The organism is Pseudomonas duriflava, assembly GCF_007830155.1.
Lineage (GTDB): Bacteria > Pseudomonadota > Gammaproteobacteria > Pseudomonadales > Pseudomonadaceae > Chryseomonas > Chryseomonas duriflava.
Map to the genome: position 1 here is coordinate 208,836 of NZ_VLKY01000002.1, position 24,253 is coordinate 233,088.

Sequence of the window (24,253 nt, forward strand, 5' to 3'; positions counted from 1 at the left end):
AAGACGTCTGTTACAGGCAGGGCCTTCCTCTAAAGGCGTTAGGCCAAGCGCTGCATCTGCCCGCCACGCGTCTCCAGAGGCGAGTAGTGCGCCAAGGCGGCAGGGTCCTTTAGCACCGCGATGAATGCCTCACGGAATATACGCATGTCTTCCTCCGTGCCTACACTAACTCGTACCCACGTAGGCCACGCTGGCCAGGTGCGCCCGATTACAACATTGCGCTTAGCCAGCGCGGCGATTACCTGCTGACCCGGATGCCCGGTATCTACCATGAAACAGTTGGACTGTGATGCCGTACAGCTAAAGCCCTGCTTGCGCAGCCAGGCGAGGGTTTCGTCACGGACCTGTGCATTGAGGCGACGACGCTCGGGTACCAGTTGCCGGTCTTCCAGGCTGGCGATACCGCCCAGCATAGCGGATACCGGAATTGCGTTTTCGCCGCCAAACACTTCTAACTTTGCCAGGAGCGCTGGCTTACCGACTGCCAGACCCAAGCGGGCCCCGGCCATACCGTACAGTTTGGAGAACGTGTGCAGGACGATGACCTCGTCGTGCTCGACAGCCAGGTCCAGACAGCTTGGTTCATTGGACAAGTGAATGTAGGCTTCATCGATCATGAGGATACTGCCCTTCGGCTTGTTGGCCAGAGCAAACTCGATGCGCTGGCGAGACGTCACGGTGCCGGTGGGATTGTTCGGGTTGCAGATATAGATCAGCCCGGCTTGGCTGTCTGCCGCCAGCATAGCGGGAATGTCATGGGCATGATCGACATCCAGCGGGACTTCATGCACAGGTGCGCCCTTGGCCCGCGCGGCCACCATAGCAGCCTCGTAGGAAGGATTTGCAACCACCAGGCTGCGCGTCCCGGTAAAGGCCATGACAGCGTACTGGAGGGGCTCGCTGGAGCCGCAGAAAGCATGAACATGATCCGAGGGGATCTTATGCTGCTGCGCGAACAACTCGATCAAGCGCGTCTGACTCTCAAAATGATAACGACCACTCAAGCCAACACCCTGCTGCATCGCCTCAAGGGCCTTGGGAGAAGGACCAAGTGGGTTTTCGTTGTAATTAATGAGGATTTTGCTCTGGGGCTGGGCCTTAGAGACACTGTCGGCCGTTGCCAGGGAAGGTGTACCGAGTAGTGGAACAGCGGCGGAAGCCATAGCGGCCAGACTGACGAAAGAGCGACGAGAAAGATCGGTCATGCAGGCGGTTCCTTGTAGCGGTAATTAAAGGAGCAGCAGGACTGCCACACGCTCTGTGCAAACGCCGTACCCGCTCTAGAACGGCGATTTCATTAGAAAAACCCTACATCCGGACCATAGCTGCCGGGTTATGCCTCATGGCAGTGCAAAGGCTCGACCGAAGCGGTGCACACCTAGATACATCTTGAGTAGCTAGCTATAGATTGGTAGAACTAGTCGGAAGGAGTATTGCTAGACAAGCACTGCGTGCCTTTTACATTTAGCTCACGTGAAAAAAGGCCACCGTGAAAAGGTCACGCAGTAGGCCTCGCCACTATCCATACGGCCGGCGGGCCCCGCTCATTGGGGAACTGTCCAGATGGGCCTGTCCAGGCTGACCTGCCAAGCACCACCGCTCGTACAATTTCCCAACTTCACCCTTAATAGCGAAGCCCTTATGTCCCATTCTTCCCTGGCTCAGGAATACCGCAGCCCGGCGACATCAGCACCCCTCGGTTTTATGGCCGCCTTTGTCACGGTTGCCATCTGGACCACCTGGATCATCAGCACCCGCTTCACCGTACATGCCGAGCATCCGGTCAGTGCCGAACTCCTGGCGTTTTTGCGCTTTAGCACAGCGGCCCTGCTCCTTTCCCCCTATTGGTGGCGGCTGCGTCCGGTACCCAAGGGTATTTCACGCTGGGCACTGCTGGGGCTGCTGTTTGCCGGGATTCCCTACTTGGCTTCGGTCCTTCTGGGGCTGACTTACGCACCGGCGCTGGAAGCCGGGCCATTGCTAACGGGCAGCCTGCCGCTATTCGTAGCATTGCTCTCGGCGCTCTGCCTGGGTGAGCGCTTCACGCGGCTACGCCTCCTGGGGCTTGCCCTGATTGCCCTGGGGGTTGTGGCCATTACCGGACACGGCCTGTTCAACATGACCAGCGGAGCGTGGCGAGGGCACCTGATGATCTTGCTCGCGGCGCTGTCCTGGTCGATCTATACCGTGGCGTTCCGCAAGACTGGCCTGACCGGCACAGCCGCAGCAAGCTTTATCGCGTTCTGGTCCTTGATCCTGTGGGTGCCCTTCAACTGGCACGCCATCGTCACGGAGCTGAGTACCCTGCCCGTTACGGTACTGATCACGCAGGTCTTGATTCAGGGCGTTCTGGCGGGCATCGTGGCATTGATTACCTACGCCACGGCGGTCAGTCACCTGGGCGCCTCGCGCACGGCAGCCATTACAGCCATTACGCCTGCCAGCGCGACCTTGGCAGCGATCCTGGTACTGGGCGAAGTGCCCGGTCTGTTCGCCTTGATCGGCTGCGGCCTGCTCATGGTGGGTGTGGTACTTGCCAGTGGCGTGCTCAACCGTACAGCCTGAGCGTTGGGAGAGTTCATGCGCGACGTGGCACATACCCGCCTATCCATTCTGGATCTTGCCCCAGTCAGTGTTGGCCAATCAGTCAGCGAAGCCCTGCGTAATACGCTGGCCCTGGCAGAGTATGCGGATCGCTGGGGCTATCACCGCTATTGGCTCGCAGAGCATCACAACATGGACGGAGTCGCCGCCTCGGCCACAGCCGTATTGATCGGCCAGGTGGCCGCCCTGACCCGACGCATCCGCGTAGGGGCCGGTGGGGTGATGCTGCCCAACCATACACCACAGACCGTGGCCGAGCAGTTCGGTACGCTGGAAATCCTGTATCCGGGCCGCATTGACCTGGGACTTGGCCGGTCGCCCGGCGGGGATTACGCCACCATGGAGGCCTTGCGGGTGGACATGATCAAGGCCAGCCGTGAATTTCCCGAGCGGGTACGCGACCTGTTGCAATGCCTTACTCGGCGCAGCGGCCCGGCGTTCAGTGCTCCTCCCGGCGAGGGCGCAAACGTTCCGGTCTGGCTGCTGGGCTCAAGCCTGGTCAGCGCTCGACTCGCTGCCGAGCTGGGCCTGCCGTATGCCTTTGCCGCCCAGTTTGCCCCGGCTCGTCTGCAAGAGGCGCTGGCGCTCTACCGGGAACGCTTTCAGCCGTCCGATTATCAACCGAGGCCCCGGGTCATTGTGGCCGCGCCAGTCGTTGCGGCTGATACAGATGAGCAAGCCCGGCATCTGGCACGCTCGATGTACCGGCGAACGCTGGACTGGGCACGCGGTGAATCCGGCCAGCTAAAACCGCCCTCTACCGAACTGGATTGGAGCGACACCGAGCGCGCGGTCGTGGAGGAACACTATGTCGAAGCAATCATCGGAGGGCCGGATACCGTGCGTACCGGCTTGCAAGACCTGCTGATTCGTACCGAAGCGAATGAACTCCTGATCCATACCGATACCTATGATTTCAAGGATCGGCTGCGGTCCTATGAGATCGTGAGTCAGATCAAGTCGTAGACGAGCCGCTATGGCGAGCATTAACGGTATAGCTATGTACGCTCAACCCACACGAGTCGGCCCTCTGTAATCGCTGAAGTGATAAGCTGGCTATCTATTGTCAGGAGAACCTCAAATGACCTTGAACGAACTGAACAACCTTCCGGGCGTAACCGCTCAACCCGATACGGCCACGGCCGACTATGTGTACAACCACACCATGATCCGGGTGAAAGACATCGAGAAATCGCTGGACTTCTACACCCGCGTCCTGGGCTTTACCGTACTGGAAAAGAAGGATTTCCCGGCTGCCAAGTTCAGCCTGTACTTTCTGGCGCTGATTGCAGACAAGTCGCAGATTCCGACCGACCCGGAAGAGCGTCACCGCTGGCGCAAGTCGATCTCCGGCCTGCTGGAGCTAACACACAACCACGGTACTGAAGACGACCCGGACTTCAGCTACCACAGTGGTAACAGCGATCCACGTGGCTTCGGCCACCTGTGCGTGGCGGTGCCGGATATCCACGCCGCCTGCGCTCGCTTCGAAGAGCTGGGCGTGTCTTTCCAGAAGCGCCTGACCGACGGCAGCATGAAGGACATTGCGTTCATCAAGGACCCGGACGGCTATTGGGTCGAAATCATCCAGTTCACGCCTGTCGTGTAACGAAACGCCCAGGGCACCGCATCTTCAGTCGGCGCCCTGGAGTGGCTCATAAGACGGCTCGCCCGAGTCGTCTTATGAACCTTCAATATCATCAACTCATTCCTCATCAACCAAACGTGCATTCAACTGCTGCGTAGGCCGGTGATTGTCTGGAAACAGCGTGCGAAACCGCTCGATCTGCTGATGAGATAATTCGATGGGCTGTTCGAACACTACCCACTGCACGGATTCGGTACAGGGTGGCGTTGTCAGCGAGCCCTGATAAGTAACGTGCCTGGCAGTACCCTTCCCGGGTAACAAGCGGCCCAGGTCAGGATCGCTCTTACCCGTCAGGTGGACCTCTCTGCCCTCCTCCCGTGGGAGGCGCTTCCATAGCGCCGCCAGCTCCTGATTCTCCTTGCCTTCCTTGATCATCAGACCCACCACCAGAAGATGGCCGTTCTTGTCCTGATTAACCAGATGCATTTCCATTGGATAGGCCTGGTGATTGAACTGGTGCTCGCTGGGGGTATGGAAGTGAAACTGGACCAGGTGATAGTTATCGCCCTTGTACGTCAGCAGATCTTTCCCGCTGGGCGTGGCCTGGATCGTATGGCCATTGTTGATCATGGTGAGCGAGCTGCGCATATAGGCGATCTTGAGATTCTGGGTGTTGGCCTTGTGGTGAACGCCATGATGCAGATCGATATCGATAGGCGACTGAGCCGTTCCCTTGGCACAGAGCGCATTTTCCAGGGACGACCCTACTTCAGCCCAATGCTCGGGGCCGCTCTGCCCTTGATAAGTCCACTGGCTGCTAGCGGCCAGGACCGGCAAAGGCAGGCTGAACAGAAGGGACACGAGCAGATGACGAGATAGCCGACGCGTTGCCATGGGTGCCTCAAAGAGCAGTGATGGATGGTGACAAAATCATAGCGAAGGTCACCACAGCTACTTCATCGCGTCTTTGAAATATTTTGAAACATAGACGCAATTTACGTTTCGCCCGTCGCTAATTTCTCGCAACGGAGGCTTATCTCCTTCATGGCAAGGTTTATTGCTATCCGGCTCGTCTGTTTGCGTCTCATACACAAACCGCTCCCCTGAACACAGCTAGTATAAGCAGCCTGATATACTGTATATAAAAACAGTATCAATATGCAGGGGCCGCCCTATGTCCAACCAAACACCTCCCCGTGGCCGAGGTACTACCAGTAACCCGGCCAACCGTTATGCACCGACCCATTCGGAAGCCTATGACGACGGCTGGCAGCAGGACGTCCCCCTTACTCAAGCGACCGAAGTACGCCTGGAAACCGCCAGGACCGTCATTTCACGAAACACCTCGCCTGACATTCCCTTCGAGCAGTCGCTCAATCCCTACCGGGGCTGCGAGCATGGTTGTATCTACTGCTACGCTCGACCTACCCATGCCTACTGGGACCTCTCGCCCGGATTGGACTTCGAGACGCGCCTGATCGCCAAGACCAACCTGGCGGATGCGCTGGAGCAGGAGCTGTCCAGGCCCGGTTATGTTTGCAAACCCATCGCCATTGGAGGCAACACCGACCCGTATCAACCGATTGAGCGTGAGCATCGCCTGACACGGCAGGCGTTGGAGGTCCTGCTGCGCTATAGGCACCCCGCTACCCTGGTTACCAAAGGGTCGCTGATCCTGCGCGACCTCGATCTGCTGACCGAATTGGCCAGTCACGGGCTGATCAAGATCGGTATCAGCCTGACCACCCTGGATGACGACCTCAAGCGCATTCTCGACCCGCGTGCCGCCGCCCCCTTGGCACGACTCCGGGTGATTCGGGCCTTGAGCGAGGCTGGCGTGCCTGTGGGTGTCATGTGCGCGCCGATCATCCCCATGATCAATGATCATGAGTTGGAACGCCTGCTTGAGGCAGCCCGAGACGCCGGTGCGCGCTCGGCTGGCTATGTACTAGTACGCCTGCCGCGAGAGGTCGCGCCGCTGTTCGAGGAGTGGCTACACACTCATTTCCCACAGCGGGCCGCCCATGTGATGAGCCTGATTCGTCAGAGCCGCGGTGGCGAAGCCTATGACAGCCGTTTCGGCATACGCATGCGCGGTAAAGGTTTGTTCGCTGATCTTCTGGAACAGCGTTTCAAAGTGGCCTTGCGCCGCCTTGGCCTGAACCGGCGCGAGGAGCGCGTCTCGCTGGATTGCACCCAATTCCAACCTCCCGGACGGCAGATGCCGTTGTTCTAGTACCGTTACACCAGATCGGGACACAACATCCGTTCCGGTAGAGGAAAACTTTTGAAGAAACCTGCGCAGAACAAGACTTACACCCCTTGAGCACTATGTCATCAATGGTTTGCTGAACAGGACGACAAGGCCGGATACCCGTTGTTACGGATTAAGCAGGCACATACGAAGAGAACGGGCCTCACACAGGTCAAAACGAATTGAGCCGGAAAATGGTTCAGACACGGAGGACAGCCCGGCCCTGTGCAGGCCTGTCCATCATGATGTTTACAACACTGAGAGAACGTGCCATGCGGAACATTCTGATCGCGACCGACCTTTCAGCCCCGTCCGACCGGGCACTCGACCGCGCCCTGCTCTTGGCAAAGACGTGTGGAGCACGCCTTTTCGTGTTGCACGTGCTTGAGCAGCAGGAGCACACGGAGGTCTTCGACCGGCAGGAATTGAACGCTACCCAACAGCTCCAGACCTATCTGGCCGCACGTGGTCAAGGCTGCGATGCGCAGGTGAAGATTGTGACTGGCCAGGCACCAAAGACTATTCTGGAGCAGGCCGAGACTCTAGAGGCAGGCCTGATCGTGATCGGCCTGCATCAGATTACACCGGACGACCCGTCCCGTTTTAATAAATCTACGGCATGGAAGGTTCTACATGCGGCCAGTTGCCCTGTTCTGCTGGTCCGGCAGCCCGCCTTTCAACCCTACCGGAAACTGGCCGTCGGGTTTGACTTCTCGGGCTTTTCCGAGGCTGCCTTGCGTCTGGCGCTAACGTTCAATCCGGAGTCGATTGATGTTATCCACGCCTATCACGTGCCGTTCGAAGGGTTCCTTTATGGGGCCGATACGCATCAGGAAGTACACGGGCAATCCGAGCAAGACCTGCTGCGCTCGATTGAGGCCGTCATGCAGCCGCTTGAGGCCGCCGCGGGTGGACAGCCCGTACGTCTGACTCCCATGCTGTGCCAAGGTGAAGCCGTCCCGGTGTTCTGGCAGGTATGCACGGAGCAGCGTACCGAGTTGCTGGCCATCGGCACACATGGCCGATCAGGCCTGTCCCATGCGCTGTTCGGCAGCGTGGCGGAAAGCCTGTTGCGTAACCCGCCCTGCGATGTGGTCGCGGTGAAAACGTCTCCTGCCGCCAGCGACTCGCCAACCTGACGCTATAACCGTCGCGCCAGGAGCCAGTCGTAGATCCGGGCGTCCCGGTAGGCCAATCGTGCCGAACCCACATGGTCCTGGCCTTCGTCGAGGTAGATTCGGTCGGCTTCCAGCCCGTCACTCGCAGCCTTCAGATCCAGCGCCTGGACAAACCCTTTTGTATTGCGTCGGGCCACCTCGCCCAGGGAAATCCACACGGGCCGCTCAGGGTCGCCGACGGGGACACGCGTCAGGTCCACCGGCCATAACGCAGCCCAAATATCTTTCTGCGTGAGCGCCAGATCCAGTACTCCGTTGCCGCCAAAACTAAAGCCAGTCAGGTACAGGCGGTGACGGTCGCCATGATGGCTGTCCACGCTGCTCAGGACCACTTCCTTGACCGCTCCGGCAAAGCGGTACCAGCGGTCTCCGGCTACAGGCATCTGGGGCGCTACGATAATGAATGTTTCCTGAACCCGCTCGGGATTGCCGGGATTAAGCGGGCCGTGCAGCGTCAAGGCTTTGTGAATCGGCATGGGCGCGGCCTCGTCGTATCCATGCAGAAAACAGAGCACCGGCCAGCCGCTTTCCGGTGGCGTACCGTCTGGCACGGACAGCAGATAAGGCAGTGCAGCGGAATCGATCAGGCGTAGCTCGGGCATGGAAGTCTCCAGAAGCCTATAGATCATTCCGGTTGGACTGCACACCGCGCCTGTCTTTCGCCGCCGCTCGTCTTCTACCACGTCCTATCTAAACCTGCCCACTGAAGGTCAGGAAACAAACAGCCTTGAGTGACTTTGGGGAATCATAAAGGGCTTGGTGCCTGCGTAGCACCGAAGACGTAACCGGCGGTAAATAGGTCATTTTCAGGTGCGTAAGGCACTGTGATAATCACTTACTGCAATTTTCTTTTTAAAAGCCCCAGGTTGGCGGACACGCTGTGGTTGTTTTCATCTGGAGTGAAAAGCAGGCGCGGATTTTGACCTAGGCTGTGATGTAGTTACTAATCAATATGGTTTAAAAAGAAGTTATCTAAAATTTTTCCTCTGGTTTCACCCATGAAGGCCGTCACACTTTAGAACATTCGTCCTAGAGCCAAAGCCAAGAATAAGGCGACATTTTTTTGTCACAAAAAAGTCTTCGCATTGTCACTACAGGGTAAATCCGCTGATTCTTTGCTCAGTGATTAACGGCCTCTTTCCTTTTAAAACCGTGCCCTAGAGCGGTCTTTTCTTCTTGATAGTCATTCTCAACGCAATCCGATTGCTTTATGAAATGATTTCAAGCAATTGCCCAAAAGATAGTGGCATATTGATTGCAATAAAAATTTAGAAATATGTCTAAAACAGGTGTTTTAAGCCTTTTCTGTTCAGCCTGGATTAAGCTTTAGGCTCTAGAGTTAGAGCACGCCAGGTCTGGGGCCCTCCCATTCACACGTGGCCTGGGAGCTCGGATAGCAAATATGTATTTAAATGACTATTTGCAGCGTCACTGTGAAATCCGGGCAGTGTTTTGGAATGTCCACGTAACGAGGTTGGACCATGAACGAGAAAAATCAAAATGTCTGCACTGCTGCAGACGAAGCCTTGCAACAAATCGTCGATGGATTCAAACGTTTCCGTCAGGATGTATTTCCTGAGCAGAAAGAACTCTTCAAGAAACTGGCCAATGCCCAGGCGCCACGGGCCATGTTCATCACCTGTGCCGACTCGCGCATCGTGCCCGAGCTGATCACCCAGAGCTCACCAGGCGATCTGTTCGTTACCCGTAACGTAGGTAATGTCGTACCGCCTTATGGACAGATGAATGGCGGCGTGTCGACAGCCATCGAATATGCCGTCTCCGCTTTGGGTGTAAAGCACATCATCATCTGCGGTCACTCCGACTGTGGTGCCATGAAAGCCGTACTCAATCCTGACTCGCTGGAAAAGATGCCTACGGTAAAAGCCTGGCTACGCCATGCCGAAATTGCCAAGACCGTGGTTGCCGATCACCAACGTTGTGAGCATACCCATGGCGGCCAGCTGGAGTTTGTTACGGAAGAAAACGTAGTGGCCCAGCTCACGCATCTGCAAACGCACCCGTCAGTGGCTTCGCGCCTGGCGAGCGGTCAGTTGTTTATCCATGGCTGGGTCTACTCCATCGAGACCAGCGAGATCAAAGCGTACGACGCCATAGAAGGTCGTTTCCGTCCTCTGGACGGCGAAGGCCCAATGCCTATCGCCACACCGCGTGCGCGTTTGACATCACTCTGATAAACAACCTCGGCGTGACCACTACGCCGAGGTGCCAGCTCCCATAACAAAAACAAGAACGCTGGCCGTCGAGGCGAGGCCTTCGGCTGCATGCAGCATGGGCGTTGTCCGCCTCTCCAATCGGAAATGATATTTGATCGGTGCTGCCAACCGGCCGTGCCGCAGGCTCGTCTTTGATTTTTTTGGAGGATAGGACCCATGCTCGGAAATCATTCTGCAGCGTCTTCGCTCAAGCAGACCTTTCCACGCGACGCCCTGGCCTCGCTGGTGGTCTTTCTCGTAGCCCTGCCCTTGTGCATGGGCATCGCTATCGCATCGGGTATGCCACCAGCCAAGGGCTTGGTCACTGGTATCATCGGTGGTCTCATCGTCGGCTTTCTGGCCGGCTCGCCGCTTCAGGTGAGCGGCCCAGCAGCCGGACTCGCCGTACTTGTCTTCGAACTGGTCAACCAGCACGGCATGAAGGCCCTTGGGCCCGTTCTGGTTCTGGCCGGTATTATCCAGCTAGCGGCCGGCTTCGCCCGGCTAGGTGCCTGGTTCCGCGTTACCTCCCCTGCCGTGGTCTACGGCATGCTGGCAGGTATCGGTATTTTAATTGTGCTCTCTCAGGTTCACGTGATGCTTGATGCATCGCCACAAGCCTCAGGCCTATCCAACCTGGTGGGCTTCCCCGGCGCGGCCGTTCAGGCGGCAGGCGAGTGGGGCGGCCAGGAAGGTAGCGGTGCTTATGCGGCCCTGCTCGGCATCGCGACCATTGCCATCATGTGGCTCTGGGAGAAAAAGCGACCACAGGCCCTGCGCTTCCTGCCTGGTGCCTTGATTGCCGTCACGGCCGCTACTGTGGCCAGTCTTTGGATGGGATTAAACGTCAACCGGGTCAACGTACCGGACAATCTGGGCGATGCCATCGACTGGGTAACCTTCGCAGACCTGGGCATGCTGGCTAACCCAACGCTGTTCATGGCTGCCGTGGCCATGGCCTTTATTGCCAGTGCTGAAACCTTGCTGTCCGCTGCTGCAGTTGATCGTATGCACCAGGGGCCACGTTCGCAGTTCAACCGTGAACTATCAGCTCAGGGCGTTGGTAACCTATTGTGTGGGATCGTAGGTGCCCTGCCGATGACTGGGGTAATCGTCCGCAGCTCGGCCAACGTTCAGGCCGGTGCCAAGACGCGCGCTTCGGCGATCCTGCATGGTCTATGGCTGCTCGGTTTTGTTGCCGCACTGCCTTTCGTGCTGAAGCAGATACCTATCGCCAGCCTGGCGGGCGTACTGGTCTATACCGGGGTAAAACTGGCCAGCCCGGCGGCCCTGCAAGGCCTCAAGCAATATGGCCGCACTCCGATCGCCATCTATGCCGTAACCGCCTTGACCATTGTGTTCACTGACCTGCTGACCGGCGTGCTCCTGGGCTTTGCCCTGTCCGTCGCAACCCTGGCATACAAATCCTCGCGCCTGAAAATCACCCTGGTCTATGACAAGGATGACGAAACTCAGGCGGAACTGCGTATGATCGGCGCGGCAACCTTCCTGAAGGTGCCCAAGCTGACGCAGGTGCTGGAAAGCATAAAGCCGGGTACAACCTTGCACGTACCGCTGGATCGGGTGAGCTATATTGATCACGCCTGCATGGAATTGCTGACCGACTGGGAACGTACTCATCAGGCGAGCGGAATGAAGCTTCTGATCGAGCCTCGTGCGCTTAAGCGTCGCCTGGAAGGTTGCCATCACAATGCGGCTTCGCTGGGAAGCGGACCGTCTACCTCAGCAGCAAGCCCTGTCTAAAGGCGGGCCCTGTCAGGGCTGAAAATAAAACAGCGCGCTCGACATGGATACGAGCGCGCTGTTTGTCAGGCGTCCTGCCGCAGGAAGGCCTGAACGTACATGAATAACGTCATGCAGACGTAGTTAGCTGATGCTGTCACGCAGTGCTTTTCCCGGCTTGAACGCGACAGTATTACTGGCGCGAATCTTAACCGGTTCGCCGGTCTGGGGATTCTTGCCGGTACGTGCGCCGCGATGGCGCGGCAGGAAGGTACCAAAGCCTACCAGCGTCACATTGTCTTTGCGGTTCAATGCGCCGGCGATTTCATCGAGCACGGCATTCAAGACGGTATTGGCTTGTTCCTTGGATAGGCCAACTTTTTCAGCGATCGCGCTGGCGAGTTCCGGTTTGCGCATATAGATGCCTCTTATCGATGATTATTGTTGTTGTATCCCTACCTCTACGTTTAGACGATAGAACCCATAGCGAGTTGCCTAAACCCAGATAGGGTGAGAATGGCATGGCGCAAACCCCCGCGCTAGTCACATACCCGTACATTTACATACGTTGAAAACGCCGGGAATGTAACCAGTTCTTACACAATCATGCCAAAACAGGAGGCAAGGTCTTGTTCAAGGTCAGTTTCTCGCTGACAGCCGAGCCAGTGAGAGCATACCCAAGAAGCTGACCAGTGGCATCGCGATACAACGCCTTGATATCACTGCCGTTTCCTTCGACCGACCAGTCACCCTTGGACTGCTTGTTCGGAATCGCAACAACCAAGGGGCAGGCCGGCGTTTTTACCGTAACCGGCATCGGCCCATAGACGACTGCTGTGGGCGTTCCTGTCAGCGTCTTGGCCAGCGCCCGGGCACAGGCCATGAGCGGCATGACGTACATCAGGTTCACTCCGTCCACTTCAGCGCAATCACCCAAGGCATAGATATGGGCGTGCGAGGTCTGTAACTCTCGATTGACGACAATGCCTCGCTCGACAGCCAGTCCAGCAGCCTGGGCCAGATCGACCCTGGGCTTCAGCCCAACGGCCGATACCACCAGATCGCATATGCGTTCGGTGCCGTCCGACAGGTGCGCGACGTAGTGATCGGCCTCTCGTCGCAGGCTAACCAGCGTCAGGCCCAGATGGAATCGCACCCCGATCGCTTCGAGCCCCGTCTGTACCGCAGCTGCCGCCTCGGCAGGAATCAAAGTAGGCATCACCTGTTCGCACGGCGCAACCACGTCTACCTCGTATCCCCCGCAGCGTAGATCATTAGCGAACTCGCAGCCGATCAAACCGGCACCCAGGATCAGCACCCGCTGCTTGCCCTCGGCTGCCGTGCGGAAACGGGCGTAATCCTCCAGGTCATTGATAGGAAAAAGAATCGCATCGGCTTCGCCGGCCACCGGGACCCGGATCGGTTCGGCGCCCCAGGCGACCACGAGGTCGCGATAACGAACTTCCTCCTCGCCTAGCCACAATCGGCAGTGCCCCGGATCGATGGCCGTTACGCGGGTATGGGTAAAGATACGGGCATTGAGCTGCTCGGCCATGGCACCGGGCTCAGCCATCACCAGGGCCTCGGCCGTTTTGCCCTTGGCGAACCCGTTGGACAGCATCGGCTTGGAGTAGGAACGGCCATCGTCAGCAGTAATCATTAAAAGCGGCGTCTGGCTGTCCAGCTTGCGCCACTCCTTGGCCAGCGTATACCCCGCCAGACCTGTACCAATGATTACCAAGGGTAGGGTTTCGCTCATAACGCTCCTTGAACGACACGGCGGTCATGAATGCCGCCGCAGTCGGGTCAGCTCGAAATCAGGCGATTTCGATCATTTCGAATTCGGATTTGCCTACGCCGCAATCAGGACACATCCAGTCCTCTGGAACATCCTCCCAGCGGGTGCCGGGTGCGATGCCGTCGTCCGGCCAGCCCAGCGCTTCGTCATAGATATAACCACACACGATACACTGCCATTTACGCATTACTGTTTTATCCTCTAATACTCATCAGGTCGGCGAAGCGACAGGATTGTACCGCTTAACTCGCCTCGCCAGGCTCACCCTCTAGAGCCTTCAAGCCGCGTTGGGTTCCCTGAACAAACCAGCCGTAGAGGGCATCCTCAGCAGACCCTGAATCCCTTACACTGCCCTTACCCGTGGTGGGCTCCTCGTAGCCGAGCCTGCAGGCAGCAGGCGTCGCGCCAAGCCGGCATCGATAGTCCCCTGGGATCACAGCGTACAACCTAGGGATACCGGAAACGTCCATGCCCCGCCGCTTCAGCCAAAGCAAACGCCGCGCCGTCGCCCAGGCGATACTGTCCATGGATGACAGCTGGATCGCCCTGTTTGGCGACCTGGGTCTTTCAGACCTCAGTTACTCCAATCTGCTGCTCTCGATGTGGCTGCGGCAGAAGCAATCGCTGCGCAAGACCGATCTGTATGACTTCATGCCCAGCATCAGTCGCCGTACGGCCGTGAAATACGTTCAGCACCTGATCGATCAGGGGCTGCTGATCGAGACCAGTGCCGAGCACGACAAGCGGGTTCGTTGGGTTAGCCTTACCCCAATGCTCATCGAGCGCCTGAAGCATTTTTGCGATGTGGCGTGCGGTCATGTTAGCGGCCTTAATCAGGCGTAACCGCCTAGCCGTTGCGGTCAAACCGTTTTCGGTCAAGGAATCATCATGCGCTGGGCCACCTATTTCGCCGTTCTGGGCGCCATCATCAGTGTAGGGCTGGCTCTGGGGCTAAGCATGCCCCTGGTATCGCTTCGCCTTGAAGGATGGGGTTATGGCGCGTTCGCCATTGGGGTCATGGCCGCGACGCCTGCACTGGGTGTCTTGCTGGGTGCAAGTATCACGGGGCGCCTGGCCGCCCGCTTCGGTACGCGCCTGCTCATGCAAAGTTGCCTGTTGGCCGGTGCTGTCTCGGTCGCTCTGCTGGCCTTGTTGCCAAGCTATCCCGTATGGCTGCTGCTGCGCCTGCTGCTGGGCATTGTTCTGACTATGGTGTTCGTGCTGGGTGAAAGCTGGATCAACCAGATCATTGTCGAGCAGTGGCGCGGCAAGCTCGTTGCGCTCTACGGCAGTGCCTATGCCTTGAGCCAGTTGACCGGCCCGCTACTCTTGACCGTACTGGGCACCGAAAGTAATAACGGTTTCTGGCTGGGCACCGCCCTGCTGATCATCGGGTCAATAAGCCTGTGGGGACGCAGCGGGGCGCCCAAAGCCAGCGATCATGGGGCCATGAGCCGTGGGCTCCTGCTGTTTTGCCGCGAGCTGCCAGCCATTGCCTGGGCCGTTGTGCTGTTCGCAGCCTTCGAAGCGATGATGCTGACCCTTTTGCCAGTCTATGCCCTTACCCAAGGCTTTGATCAGCACACGGCCTTGCTCATGGCCAGCACGGTGGTCATTGGCGATGCGCTGCTGCAATTACCCATCGGTGCACTGGCCGACCGCATCTCACGGGCCGGACTGTTCAAGGCTTGCGGCATCGCTCTGCTGATTACCAGCCTGGCCGTTCCCGCCCTGCTGCACACGTCCTTGATCTGGCCGCTGCTGGTGTTGTTCGGCGCCAGTGCAGGCGGCTTGTTTACCCTGGCCCTGATCCTGATTGGTGAGCGCTACCGTGACGCGGCGCTGGTGCAAGCCAACGCACGCATCGCCCAGCTTTGGGGCCTGGGCTGCCTGCTTGGCCCCTTGTCTACCGGCGCCGCCAGCCAATGGCTGACCGGCCACGCTATGCCTTTGCTGCTGGCCCTGGGCGCACTGATTATGGTGGTTATCATTCAATGGCGGGGTGTGCTTCCTGAACGGGATGATGTCTTAGCGGAATGTTCAACCAAACACAGTAGTTAATCCATCAAACAAAATAATTGTGACGCATTCATCAATTTAAATGATGTCATTTTAATGTTACTCTATTGCAGCCAGGGTAGGTAACGCTTCAAAAAAGGATTTTCGGCTCTCTCTTTCCACTCCCGTCTATTCCCGTCTTCCCTGGCTAAACATCATATGGATTGGCTGCTTTTGGCTGCCAACAGCTTTGCCAACTCAACATGCTAGGGATTGAAATGAAAAAGAATGGATTGGCCTTATCTAGTATGGTCGTTGCACTGATTGCGCTGGCTGGCTGTCAGGCCACCGGGGAAAACTACGCGGCCAATGTCTATAAGGCAGGTCAGGTCAATGCGCGGCAGAATGCCAAGACCGTGAATATTCTGGCGGTCATGCCAGCGAAAATCGAAGTCGATAACACGCAGGCCAAGCAGAGCGCGCAAATCTTCGGTGCCGTGTTAGGTGCGGTCGCCGGCGGCGTGGTCGGGCATAACGTTGGTTCAGGTCGTGCGCCTAATACGGCCATCGGCGCCGTAGGCGGCGGTGTAGTCGGTGCGGCAGCCGGCTCCCTGGTCAAGGACACCACACTGGTCGATGGCGTATCTATTACCTATGTGGAAGAAGGTCAGACGTTTAATTCCGCCCAAGTAGGCCGCTCCTGTGAGTTCTCTCCGGGCATGGCCGTAGTGGTTTCAACCGACGCTAACGAGACGCGCATACAACCAAACGCCACGTGCCCTGTTGAAACAAAAGGGTAAGACGGATGAGAAAACCATTCATAGCCTGCCTGTTCCTGCTTACGGTTAACGCTTACGCCGCTCCTTCGCTCCAAGATCAGATCGCAGCGGTCCACCAAGCCGAACTCAAGCAGCAGGCGGCCGAAAAAGCCGCCATGCAGGCCCGCGAGGCCGAGCTCATGCGAGTCGCTCAGGAGCAAGCCGCCAAGCAAAGAAAGGCCGAGCAGGCCAGAGCAGCGCAGCTTAAAAAGGCGGAGCAGGAACGTGCCGCGGCAGCTGCACAACGCAAGGCCGCTGAGAATGCCCAAGCAGCTGAAGCGTACGCTGACAAGAAGCGCGATCAAAGTTACGAAGATGAGCTACGTCAACTAGAGATCGAAGAGCGCAAGCTGAAGCTTGCCAGCCTGAAGGCACGCACCAATCGAACCGATGACTACATCGATCAGGAACTCAAGCAGAAGGCAGCTGAAACTGAAGTCATTCAATCGCAGGCTGATGCGACACGTAACCTTTCCGAAGGGAGCAAGGAGCTTCTGAAAAGCGAAGGGGAAGCGCGCAAGAAAGAGGCATCCAACTGGTTCAAATAAGAACCTGGCTGCTCGAGGCTTCCTGTCCTCTAAATCGGTGCAGCGTTTTGGCAGCCCGCGATGTCAATACGACTAGCGGGCCTTGTAATGCTTCGGCAGTGCCTTCTCATGACTATGATTGAATGCACCTACCTGATGTTTCATTATATTTCCGCTGTATTCACCCATAGGCTGGAAGTGCCCTCATGCCGTCTCGCGAGCCTACCGACCCGCTGCTGCGCCGTGATCTGCTACGCTTGGTCACTCACTCTATCGATGAAGCTCTGCCTTTTTGGCAGGGTGCGCTAGGGTTTCGCCTTTTACGTCGCGTCGCGCTGACGCCAGAGGATGCGCTGCCAGGTGGTGTGATTCCAGAAGCCACTGCGTTGGCCGATTTGGGCACCGGCGAGTTTCAAATCCTGTTGGTTGAGCGAGCACCAGCCGCTGGCTCTACACCTTTCCCGGCGGAGCGCTTCAAACCGGTCAGGCTTCATTTCAAGGTCGACGATCTGGCCGGGCGGATCGCGCGTATCCGGGCGGCCGGCTTTTGGGTCGACTCGCCCCGGACCGTCGCCCTGGGGCCTCGCGCCGGTTGGCAGGTCGTGCAGATCGATGCGCCGGACAATGTCATCCTCGAGCTCACGCAGCCCGCCCCCCACTGAAACTCCTCAGCCACCGCCAACAGCCATGAAAAAACCCGCCAGGCTAAAGCAGGGCGGGTTTTTTCGTAAATAAAGCCAGCGGTAGATAACCGCTCGCCTTTAGCAGCTTAGAACGCTGGAACTACGGCGCCCTTGTATTTTTCTTCGATGAATTTCTTGGTTTCCGGGCTGTTCAGTGCCTTGGCCAGCTTTTGCATGGCATCGCTGTCCTTGTTGTCCGGGCGGGCCACCAGCAGATTGGCGTAAGGCGAGTCGCTACCTTCAATGATCAGCGCGTCCTGGGTCGGATTCAGACCAGCGTCCAGAGCGTAGTTGGTGTTGATCATGGCCACATCGACCTGCTTCAGCACGCGAGGCAGGGTCGCCGCTTCCAGCTCACGGATCTTGATGTGCTTGGGATTCTCGACAACATCACGCGGCGTGGACAGGATGTTGCCCTCGTCCTTCAGCTTGATCAAGCCGGCCTTCTGCAACAGGATCAGCGCGCGACCGCCGTTGGTGGCATCGTTCGGAATGGCCACGGAACCACCTTCCGGCATGTCCTTCAGGTCCTTGATCTTGCTGGAGTAGGCACCGAACGGCTCTACATGGACGGCCGTTACCGGAACCAGGTCCAGTTTGCGGCTCTGGCTGAACTCATCCAGGTAGGGCTTGTGCTGGTAGTAGTTGGCGTCCAGGTTCTTCTGGGCAACCTGCAGGTTGGGCTGCACATAATCAGTGAAGACGCGAACCTTAAGATCAACCCCTTCCTTTTCCAGCATTGGCTTCACGAAATTGAGGATTTCCGCGTGGGGCACCGGCGAGGCCGCTACGGACAGGGTTTCAGCCGCATGGGCAGTGGTAATGGCCGCAAAGGCGGCAACGGCAGCAAACAGTTTTTTCATGGAGATAGTGTCCTTTTCAAGGATTCGTGAAGTGGTTTATTTACGTGAGAATAGTACGACCAGCCGGTCACCAACGGTCTGTAGCACCTGGACCAGGATCAGCAGAAGCACGACGGTAACGGCCATGACATCCGGCTGATAACGCTGATAACCGTAGCGCACCGCCAGATCGCCTAACCCGCCGCCGCCGATCAGACCGGACATGGCCGTATAGGAAACCAAGGTAATGGCCGTGACGGTAATGGCCGCCAGCAGCCCCGGCAGGGCCTCGGGCAACAAGGCGCGCCAGATGATCTGGCCCAGCGAGGCGCCCATGGCCTGCGTAGCCTCGATAATGCCGCGATCAACCTCACGCAGCGCAGTCTCCACCAACCGGGCAAAGAACGGTGCAGCACCTACCACCAGCGGCGGGATCGCACCGGCCACACCCAGCGAGGTACCCGCCACGAGTTCGGTGAGCGGAATCATCAGGATCAACAAGATTACGAACGGCAACGAGCGCAGCAGGTTGACGAGGAAGGCCAGTACCCGATAGACCGCCGCCTGCTCCAGCAATTGCCGTGGCCCGGTGAGAAACAGCACGATACCGAGCGGCAGGCCGATCAGGACAGTGAACGGCAGCGCACCGACTAGCATCAGCAGGGTGTCCAGGCTGGCTTGCCAGATTTCGTCCCAATAAACGTTAGGAAAGAAGCGAGTTAACAAGGCGTCCATCAGCGCAGTACCTCCACGTGGACATCAGCCGCCTCGAACTGGGCGAGTGCAGCGTTGATATCTCCGCCCACTAGGGCAATAGTTAGCTGGCCGTAGGGCGTCTCGCGGATGCGGTCGATCCGTCCGGCCAGAATGCTGTAGTCCACGCCGGTCTTTTGAGCAACACGACCCAGGAGCGGTGCGTAAGTGGCCTCTCCGGTAAACGTGAGCCGCAGAATACGACCCTGGACATGCTCAAAGTCAGCATGCTGGCTTTCTTCGTCCACATGCTCGGACTCGAAGACGAACCGGCGCGTTGTAATATGCTGCGGATGCAGAAACACGTCGGCCACAGTGCCCTGCTCGACGATCTGTCCGGCGTCCATGACGGCCACGCGATCACATACGCGGCGGATCACGTCCATTTCATGGGTGATCAAAACAATGGTCAGGCCCAGTTCGCGGTTAATTTCGGCGAGCAGTTGCAGGACCTGTCCTGTCGTTTGCGGATCAAGGGCGCTGGTGGCCTCATCGCACAGCAGGATCTTGGGTCGCGTTGCCAGGGCGCGGGCAATGCCGACACGCTGCTTTTGGCCACCGGAAAGCTGCGCCGGGTATTTGCGGGCATGGTCGGTCAGCCCGACCCGCGCCAGCAGCTCCTGCACGCGCGCGTCGATCTCGGCACGAGAATGCTCGCCGGCCAGTTCCAGCGGCATGGCGATATTGGCCGCCACGGTCTTGGACGATAACAGGTTGAAGTGCTGGAAGATCATGCCCACACGGCGGCGAAAAGCGCGCAGACCCGTGCTGTCCAGGGCGGTCACGTCCTCGCCGTCGACCATAATACGCCCGGCGCTTGGCGCTTCGAGCCGATTAATGAGGCGCAGCAGCGTACTCTTGCCTGCACCGGAATGGCCGATGAGGCCGAAGACTTCTCCCGCTTCGACGCGCAGGTCGGTGGACTGCAAGGCAGGCACCTCTCGCCCTGCGACACGGTAAGTCTTTGCAACGTTTTGAAATTCGATCACTAAAGCGAAACCTTGTGGGTGTTGCTATCAAGCGTAGGCGCTTTCGGCCCCGGTAGAGACCGCCCGTAAAGGGCTACGCCAAAGGGTTAATAAGTAGATGCAGACGGCACATCTCCGTCAGGGGGCGCAGTTTAACGCGCTCATTGATGGCCTCTTAATATTTGTTTTGCTAGCGAAACGGTCAAAAAGGCATAACCACGTAACACGTTCAGTGTAAAGGCCGCACCATTACAAGGCGCGCCTGCTCTGCTAAATCTATTCTATCTAATGAATAAGCTTTTTTAATCTAAAACACGGGATACGAAAACCCTTTTATCCAGACGTTGGATTTAACCTCTCTTAACTGATAACCGGTGCGTTTCTCCTAGCGCCGAGAGGTTTGGCGGTAGCGCGGCGCTACTCATCTAGGAGAACAGGGCTTTATCCAAGCTTCCGGTTGCCTTAACCTCACCTGCTTAGTTATCTAGCAGTAGGGTTGCACTACTTGCTATATGAGCCGTACCGCACTTGGAGGCCAGGGCACCGTACCGCTGACGACATACCACTCGTTACCTTGTGCAAGGGCACCGACGTACCCAACGGCTGTCCTAATGCCATGCATGTACGTTTTTTGCTTGTGGGCGACCGCCCGTGACCTTGTCCGTATTCTCACGCCGTCTACACGAGGCGCCTGACGGAGTCCTGCCGCCGCGCCTCAAGCATCGTGGTAATCGCCTGCTGGGCGGGATTCTTTTGCTGGCGTTAGCTTTCAACCTCATTTGCGTGGTTATCCTGATCGAGGCCCGCCGAGATGCGTGGAGCCAGGCCGAGGCCGGAGTACGCAACCTCGCTAACGTACTTAGCCGCGACATTGGCCGAAACATCGAGTTGATCGACCTGACCCTGCAAGGTGTTGTGGATAACCTGCGCCAGCCAGGCGTTGATCGCATGGACCCCAGCCTGCGTCAGCGCTTGCTGTTTCAATCCCTCGAGACCATTAACTATCTGGATACCATTGTTATCACCACGGCACGGGGCGAACCCCGGCTCGACTCACGCAGCCTCTCGCCGCTCGCGTCGTCGGTGGCTGGAAAGGAGTTTTTTCTGGCGCAGCAGCGCCAGGATCAGGGCCTTTACATTGGACTGCCCGAGCGTGACCCGGTCAGCGGCAAGCTCTACATTCCGCTGAGTCGCCGCCTTAACGGCATCAATGGGAGCTTTGCCGGCATTGTTTACGGCTTGCTCGACATGGCGTATTTCAAGAATCTGCTCTATGCCATCGAGCTGGGTGAGCGTGGCACCATTACCCTGATAAGGGCTGATGGACGCTTGCTGGTTCGCTATCCCTATATCGAGACTCAATTCGGCAAGGATGTTCGCCCTACCAGCCTTTTCAACCACTACCCGGCAGCGCAAAGTGGCCTGTTCCAGACAGTAGCATCGCTTGATCAGATAGAGCGACTCTACGCTTTTCAAGGACTTGAGCGCATTCCTGTAGCGGTATCGGTTGGCCGTGCGGTGGATACCGTCTATGCCTCCTGGCGACAGCGGGCCCTGGCATTGAGCGGCATCATGGTCCTGCTCAGCGGCGCACTGATCACACTGGCGCTCCTGTTGCGGCGTAGCCTGCAACGACATGATCAGGATCACCAGAACGTAGTGCGTAGCGAGTTGCTGCTTCGTGGCGCTCTGCATGGCGCAGGCATCGGCACAGCCCTGGTCGACCTCAAGGGTGCCTATGCCTATGTCAACCCGGCGCTGTCGCGCATGACCGGCTACGCTCCGGAGGATTTCGCCCACATGCGCATCGGCGCAATGACTTACCCGGACGACCGTGACCTCGACCGGGAGCAACTGGGCCAGCTCCAGAAGGGAGAGCTGGACTTCTACGAGATCGAAAAGCGTTATCAGCGCAAGGACGGCAGCCTGTTCTGGGGGCTGCGTTCGGTATCGCTCGTGCGCGACGAGGATGAGCAGCCGCTCTACATTATCGCGCAGCTACAGGACATCGACGCGAGAAAACAGGCCGAGGCCTCTCGCGACGAGCTGCTCCGCCGCCTCTCCATTGCAACCCGCGCCGGAGGCATCGCCATTTGGGAATACGATCCGAACCAGCGAACCCTGCAATGGGACGAGCGTGCCCATACGTTGCTGGGTTTGCCAACGGATAAGCCGCACGCCAATTTGGACGTTCTGCTCTCGTTGATGACGCCTGAGGATCGAGCTGATTTACTCACCAAGTTCGACGCGTTAGCCACGCACGACTTTATGGACGATGAGTTCCGCCTGTATCTGCCAGACGGCACGCTACATTACATCCATACCCTGGCCGAAGTGATCCGCGACCCTAAAGGCCGTCCGGAACGAGTCATCGGTGCCGCCTGGGACATCACCCTGTTCCGTACGCTGACTGAAGCTCTGAGCGAAGAAAAGAATCGCTTGCAGGTTACACTGGACTCCATCGGCGATGCCGTCATCACAACGGATGAGCAGGGCCATATCCTGTTCATGAATCCTGTTGCAGAACACATGACCGGCTGGCCCGAAGCCGAGGCCTGCCAGCGTCCCCTGGCCGACGTTTTTCAGCAAATCGACGCTGACAGCAACCGTCCTCTGCCCGACCCGGTACAACACTGCCTGACTGAGCGCCGGGTTATCCACGGGCAGACTGGAGCGGTGTTGATCGACCGCAACGGCCAACACCGCGATGTGCAGCACACGGCTGCGCCCGTGCGCACGGATGCAGGCGAGATTATTGGAGCGGTCCTGGTGTTCCAGGACGTAACCCGCGCCCGCGAGTTGCAGCGCAGGCTATCGCACAGTGCCTCTCACGATCCGTTGACCCAACTGCTCAACCGGGCCGCTTTTGAGCAGCGACTCGAAGCGGCCATACAGAGCGCACGCGATGATAATACCTGTCATACCCTGGCCTTCATTGACCTGGACCGCTTCAAAATCGTCAACGACACAGCAGGACATGCCGCAGGCGATGCCCTGCTCCGCGAATTGGCTACGCTGCTACGCAGCCATCTACGCACAACCGACACCGTGGCGCGGCTTGGCGGCGATGAATTTGCTCTTATCCTGAGCCACTGCTCGCTGGAAGAGGCCCAGAAGACGCTAGATACGTTGGTTGCCCGCATCAGTGCCTTTCAGTTGCCCTGGGAAGGTCAGCTTCACAACGTAGGCGCCAGCATTGGCATCACGGCGATCAACGCTACAACATCATCTGCCGAAATGCTGGTCCGGCAGGCGGACGAGGCGTGTTATGCCGCCAAACATAGCGGACGCAACCGCGTCTGTCGTTATCAGCCCGCCGGTATAACCGGAGCGGCCAGCCCCAGCCCCGATGAGAACAGCCTTTTGGCGCTCGTCCGCGAGGCGCGGGCAACCGGGCGCTTCCGTCTTATGGCCCAGCGCATCGACGCGCCCAACGGCCCGCTCCGGTATGAGCTGCTGCTACGCCTGCTCGACCATAACAATCAATTGCTCATGCCTGATCGTTTCCTGCCCCTGGCCGAACGCTATCACTTGATGAGCGAGATCGATAGCTGGGTGCTGCAACAGGCTCTGACCCTGCTCACCGGCCCGGCGGCCAATGCATGTTTACACATTAATCTCTCGACCCAAGCCTTGAGCGATCCGGTTTTTACCAACCGCCTGATCGAGCATATCCAAGCCGCCCACCTTCGCCCGGGCTCGCTGATCATCGAAATCACCCATATAACGCTGCGCATGCACCTGACAACACTGGCACCGCTGTTCAGCCAGCTCAGCACGCTAGGCTGCCAGGTTGCGCTGGATCATTTCGGCACGGGCTTGTCTTTGTTCAGCTACCTACGCACCTTTCCTATTAAAATGATGAAGATCGACAGCAGCCTTATCCAGGGGATGCTCGATAATCCTGTCGACCGTCATATCATCCATGCCCTCCACCAGATCGCCCAGGAATTAGGCACCCAGACGTCAGCGGAGCACGTCGAAAGCGACCTGAACCGGAAGATGCTAGAGGAAATGGGCATAACCTGTTTCCAGGGCTTTGACGTCCATCGGCCGGAGCCGGTCGAAACGGTATTTCCAAACCCTGTAAGCGGGATTGCCCCAGCCGCTGAACGTATGCCTCCCTCTGACGACTAATACAAAGATACGAACAGTATTCGACTTGTCGGCCGCTTGGCTGCGGCACGTCTGCTGCATGCCTGTTCGACGTATGTGACATTTTTGTGACATGCCTGGCTTGGGCTTTGGGGCTGGGGTTGTAGTAGCGCCGGGAGGGCGCTTGG

At 57.9% G+C, this 24,253-nt stretch carries 22 protein-coding genes; 13 read left to right on the forward strand and 9 right to left on the reverse strand.

What is annotated here, in order from left to right:
* Positions 1–38: 38 nt before the first annotated feature.
* Positions 39–1,205, reverse strand: coding sequence for a pyoverdine biosynthesis transaminase PtaA (ptaA, locus tag IQ22_RS03395; RefSeq protein WP_145138073.1), 1,167 nt, complete (start codon positions 1,203–1,205; stop codon positions 39–41).
* A 436-nt stretch (positions 1,206–1,641) separates the two neighbouring features.
* Between ptaA and IQ22_RS03400 the strand changes: the two genes are divergently transcribed.
* The 3 genes from IQ22_RS03400 (at position 1,642) to gloA (ending at position 4,213) form a co-directional block, all read left to right on the forward strand.
* Positions 1,642–2,565, forward strand: coding sequence for a DMT family transporter (locus IQ22_RS03400; protein WP_158635405.1), 924 nt, complete (start codon positions 1,642–1,644; stop codon positions 2,563–2,565).
* Between the two features lie 15 nt (positions 2,566–2,580).
* Positions 2,581–3,570: an LLM class flavin-dependent oxidoreductase gene (locus IQ22_RS03405; RefSeq protein WP_145138079.1), complete on the forward strand. Its 990-nt coding sequence runs from the start codon at positions 2,581–2,583 to the stop codon at positions 3,568–3,570.
* Positions 3,571–3,685: 115 nt separating this feature from the next.
* Positions 3,686–4,213, forward strand: coding sequence for a lactoylglutathione lyase (gene gloA, locus IQ22_RS03410; RefSeq protein WP_145138082.1), 528 nt, complete (start codon positions 3,686–3,688; stop codon positions 4,211–4,213).
* A gap of 96 nt (positions 4,214–4,309) precedes the next feature.
* Here gloA and IQ22_RS03415 read toward each other — a convergent pair whose 3' ends face one another.
* Positions 4,310–5,086: a carbonic anhydrase gene (locus tag IQ22_RS03415; protein ID WP_145138085.1), complete on the reverse strand. Its 777-nt coding sequence runs from the start codon at positions 5,084–5,086 to the stop codon at positions 4,310–4,312.
* Between the two features lie 280 nt (positions 5,087–5,366).
* On the opposite strand from IQ22_RS03415, the gene IQ22_RS03420 reads away from it, so the two are divergent.
* Both IQ22_RS03420 and IQ22_RS03425 read left to right on the forward strand, forming a co-directional pair.
* Positions 5,367–6,428 (forward strand): PA0069 family radical SAM protein, encoded by a 1,062-nt coding sequence (locus IQ22_RS03420; protein WP_145138088.1) that lies wholly within the window; start codon positions 5,367–5,369, stop codon positions 6,426–6,428.
* Positions 6,429–6,718: 290 nt separating this feature from the next.
* On the forward strand, positions 6,719–7,585 hold the full coding sequence (locus IQ22_RS03425; protein ID WP_158635406.1) for a universal stress protein: 867 nt from the start codon (positions 6,719–6,721) through the stop codon (positions 7,583–7,585).
* 2 nt (positions 7,586–7,587) lie between these two features.
* On the opposite strand, the gene IQ22_RS03430 is transcribed toward IQ22_RS03425, so the two are convergent.
* Positions 7,588–8,226, reverse strand: coding sequence for a hypothetical protein (locus IQ22_RS03430; protein WP_145138095.1), 639 nt, complete (start codon positions 8,224–8,226; stop codon positions 7,588–7,590).
* Between the two features lie 879 nt (positions 8,227–9,105).
* On the opposite strand from IQ22_RS03430, the gene IQ22_RS03435 reads away from it, so the two are divergent.
* On the forward strand, positions 9,106–9,819 hold the full coding sequence (locus IQ22_RS03435) for a carbonic anhydrase (protein WP_145138098.1): 714 nt from the start codon (positions 9,106–9,108) through the stop codon (positions 9,817–9,819).
* A 198-nt stretch (positions 9,820–10,017) separates the two neighbouring features.
* Positions 10,018–11,604, forward strand: a complete 1,587-nt coding sequence (locus IQ22_RS03440) for a SulP family inorganic anion transporter (protein ID WP_145138101.1) — start codon at positions 10,018–10,020, stop codon at positions 11,602–11,604.
* Positions 11,605–11,727: 123 nt separating this feature from the next.
* Here the strand turns inward: IQ22_RS03440 and IQ22_RS03445 are convergent, their stop codons facing one another.
* The 3 genes from IQ22_RS03445 to IQ22_RS03455 form a co-directional block, all read right to left on the reverse strand.
* The gene (locus IQ22_RS03445) at positions 11,728–12,000 is read right to left on the reverse strand and encodes an HU family DNA-binding protein (protein ID WP_145138104.1); all 273 of its coding nucleotides are present in this window, start codon (positions 11,998–12,000) and stop codon (positions 11,728–11,730) included.
* Between the two features lie 187 nt (positions 12,001–12,187).
* Positions 12,188–13,342: an FAD-dependent oxidoreductase gene (locus tag IQ22_RS03450; RefSeq protein ID WP_145138107.1), complete on the reverse strand. Its 1,155-nt coding sequence runs from the start codon at positions 13,340–13,342 to the stop codon at positions 12,188–12,190.
* 58 nt (positions 13,343–13,400) lie between these two features.
* A complete protein-coding gene (locus IQ22_RS03455) occupies positions 13,401–13,568 on the reverse strand; it encodes a rubredoxin (protein ID WP_145138110.1) in 168 nt (55 codons plus the stop codon).
* A gap of 281 nt (positions 13,569–13,849) precedes the next feature.
* Here IQ22_RS03455 and IQ22_RS03460 point away from each other — a divergent pair, with 281 nt between their 5' ends.
* From IQ22_RS03460 to IQ22_RS03480, 5 genes are all read left to right on the forward strand, one after another.
* Positions 13,850–14,224, forward strand: coding sequence for a MarR family transcriptional regulator (locus tag IQ22_RS03460; protein WP_145138114.1), 375 nt, complete (start codon positions 13,850–13,852; stop codon positions 14,222–14,224).
* Between the two features lie 45 nt (positions 14,225–14,269).
* Positions 14,270–15,442, forward strand: coding sequence for an MFS transporter (locus IQ22_RS03465; RefSeq protein WP_145138117.1), 1,173 nt, complete (start codon positions 14,270–14,272; stop codon positions 15,440–15,442).
* A gap of 215 nt (positions 15,443–15,657) precedes the next feature.
* Positions 15,658–16,179 carry an outer membrane lipoprotein gene (locus IQ22_RS03470; RefSeq protein WP_145138120.1) on the forward strand — a complete coding sequence of 174 codons (522 nt, stop codon included), beginning with the start codon at positions 15,658–15,660 and terminating at the stop codon, positions 16,177–16,179.
* Positions 16,180–16,184: 5 nt separating this feature from the next.
* Positions 16,185–16,745 (forward strand): DUF5384 family protein, encoded by a 561-nt coding sequence (locus IQ22_RS03475; RefSeq protein ID WP_145138123.1) that lies wholly within the window; start codon positions 16,185–16,187, stop codon positions 16,743–16,745.
* Between the two features lie 185 nt (positions 16,746–16,930).
* Entirely contained in the window at positions 16,931–17,386 is a 456-nt protein-coding gene (locus IQ22_RS03480) for a VOC family protein (RefSeq protein WP_145138126.1), read from the forward strand.
* A gap of 107 nt (positions 17,387–17,493) precedes the next feature.
* Here the strand turns inward: IQ22_RS03480 and IQ22_RS03485 are convergent, their stop codons facing one another.
* From IQ22_RS03485 to IQ22_RS03495, 3 genes are read right to left on the reverse strand one after another with little or no spacing between them, the layout of a single operon-like run.
* Positions 17,494–18,270 (reverse strand): MetQ/NlpA family ABC transporter substrate-binding protein, encoded by a 777-nt coding sequence (locus IQ22_RS03485; protein WP_145138129.1) that lies wholly within the window; start codon positions 18,268–18,270, stop codon positions 17,494–17,496.
* A gap of 36 nt (positions 18,271–18,306) precedes the next feature.
* Positions 18,307–18,984 carry a methionine ABC transporter permease gene (locus IQ22_RS03490; RefSeq protein ID WP_145138131.1) on the reverse strand — a complete coding sequence of 226 codons (678 nt, stop codon included), beginning with the start codon at positions 18,982–18,984 and terminating at the stop codon, positions 18,307–18,309.
* The gene (locus IQ22_RS03495) at positions 18,984–19,991 is read right to left on the reverse strand and encodes a methionine ABC transporter ATP-binding protein (protein ID WP_145138134.1); all 1,008 of its coding nucleotides are present in this window, start codon (positions 19,989–19,991) and stop codon (positions 18,984–18,986) included. The genes IQ22_RS03490 and IQ22_RS03495 overlap by 1 nt, the downstream gene beginning before the upstream one ends.
* Before the next feature lie 630 nt (positions 19,992–20,621).
* Between IQ22_RS03495 and IQ22_RS03500 the strand changes: the two genes are divergently transcribed.
* Complete coding sequence (locus tag IQ22_RS03500) at positions 20,622–24,107, forward strand: EAL domain-containing protein (RefSeq protein WP_145138137.1); 3,486 nt, start codon at positions 20,622–20,624, stop codon at positions 24,105–24,107.
* Positions 24,108–24,253 lie beyond the last annotated feature (146 nt).

What these genes read in the sequence shown, in the direction of transcription:
- ptaA (WP_145138073.1), bottom strand. Translation starts at nt 1,205, where the DNA reads ATGACCGATCTTTCTCGTCGCTCTTTCGTCAGTCTGGCCGCTATGGCT.
- IQ22_RS03400 (WP_158635405.1), top strand. Translation starts at nt 1,642, where the DNA reads ATGTCCCATTCTTCCCTGGCTCAGGAATACCGCAGCCCGGCGACATCA.
- IQ22_RS03405 (WP_145138079.1), top strand. Translation starts at nt 2,581, where the DNA reads ATGCGCGACGTGGCACATACCCGCCTATCCATTCTGGATCTTGCCCCA.
- gloA (WP_145138082.1), top strand. Translation starts at nt 3,686, where the DNA reads ATGACCTTGAACGAACTGAACAACCTTCCGGGCGTAACCGCTCAACCC.
- IQ22_RS03415 (WP_145138085.1), bottom strand. Translation starts at nt 5,086, where the DNA reads ATGGCAACGCGTCGGCTATCTCGTCATCTGCTCGTGTCCCTTCTGTTC.
- IQ22_RS03420 (WP_145138088.1), top strand. Translation starts at nt 5,367, where the DNA reads ATGTCCAACCAAACACCTCCCCGTGGCCGAGGTACTACCAGTAACCCG.
- IQ22_RS03425 (WP_158635406.1), top strand. Translation starts at nt 6,719, where the DNA reads ATGCGGAACATTCTGATCGCGACCGACCTTTCAGCCCCGTCCGACCGG.
- IQ22_RS03430 (WP_145138095.1), bottom strand. Translation starts at nt 8,226, where the DNA reads ATGCCCGAGCTACGCCTGATCGATTCCGCTGCACTGCCTTATCTGCTG.
- IQ22_RS03435 (WP_145138098.1), top strand. Translation starts at nt 9,106, where the DNA reads ATGAACGAGAAAAATCAAAATGTCTGCACTGCTGCAGACGAAGCCTTG.
- IQ22_RS03440 (WP_145138101.1), top strand. Translation starts at nt 10,018, where the DNA reads ATGCTCGGAAATCATTCTGCAGCGTCTTCGCTCAAGCAGACCTTTCCA.
- IQ22_RS03445 (WP_145138104.1), bottom strand. Translation starts at nt 12,000, where the DNA reads ATGCGCAAACCGGAACTCGCCAGCGCGATCGCTGAAAAAGTTGGCCTA.
- IQ22_RS03450 (WP_145138107.1), bottom strand. Translation starts at nt 13,342, where the DNA reads ATGAGCGAAACCCTACCCTTGGTAATCATTGGTACAGGTCTGGCGGGG.
- IQ22_RS03455 (WP_145138110.1), bottom strand. Translation starts at nt 13,568, where the DNA reads ATGCGTAAATGGCAGTGTATCGTGTGTGGTTATATCTATGACGAAGCG.
- IQ22_RS03460 (WP_145138114.1), top strand. Translation starts at nt 13,850, where the DNA reads ATGCCCCGCCGCTTCAGCCAAAGCAAACGCCGCGCCGTCGCCCAGGCG.
- IQ22_RS03465 (WP_145138117.1), top strand. Translation starts at nt 14,270, where the DNA reads ATGCGCTGGGCCACCTATTTCGCCGTTCTGGGCGCCATCATCAGTGTA.
- IQ22_RS03470 (WP_145138120.1), top strand. Translation starts at nt 15,658, where the DNA reads ATGAAAAAGAATGGATTGGCCTTATCTAGTATGGTCGTTGCACTGATT.
- IQ22_RS03475 (WP_145138123.1), top strand. Translation starts at nt 16,185, where the DNA reads ATGAGAAAACCATTCATAGCCTGCCTGTTCCTGCTTACGGTTAACGCT.
- IQ22_RS03480 (WP_145138126.1), top strand. Translation starts at nt 16,931, where the DNA reads ATGCCGTCTCGCGAGCCTACCGACCCGCTGCTGCGCCGTGATCTGCTA.
- IQ22_RS03485 (WP_145138129.1), bottom strand. Translation starts at nt 18,270, where the DNA reads ATGAAAAAACTGTTTGCTGCCGTTGCCGCCTTTGCGGCCATTACCACT.
- IQ22_RS03490 (WP_145138131.1), bottom strand. Translation starts at nt 18,984, where the DNA reads ATGGACGCCTTGTTAACTCGCTTCTTTCCTAACGTTTATTGGGACGAA.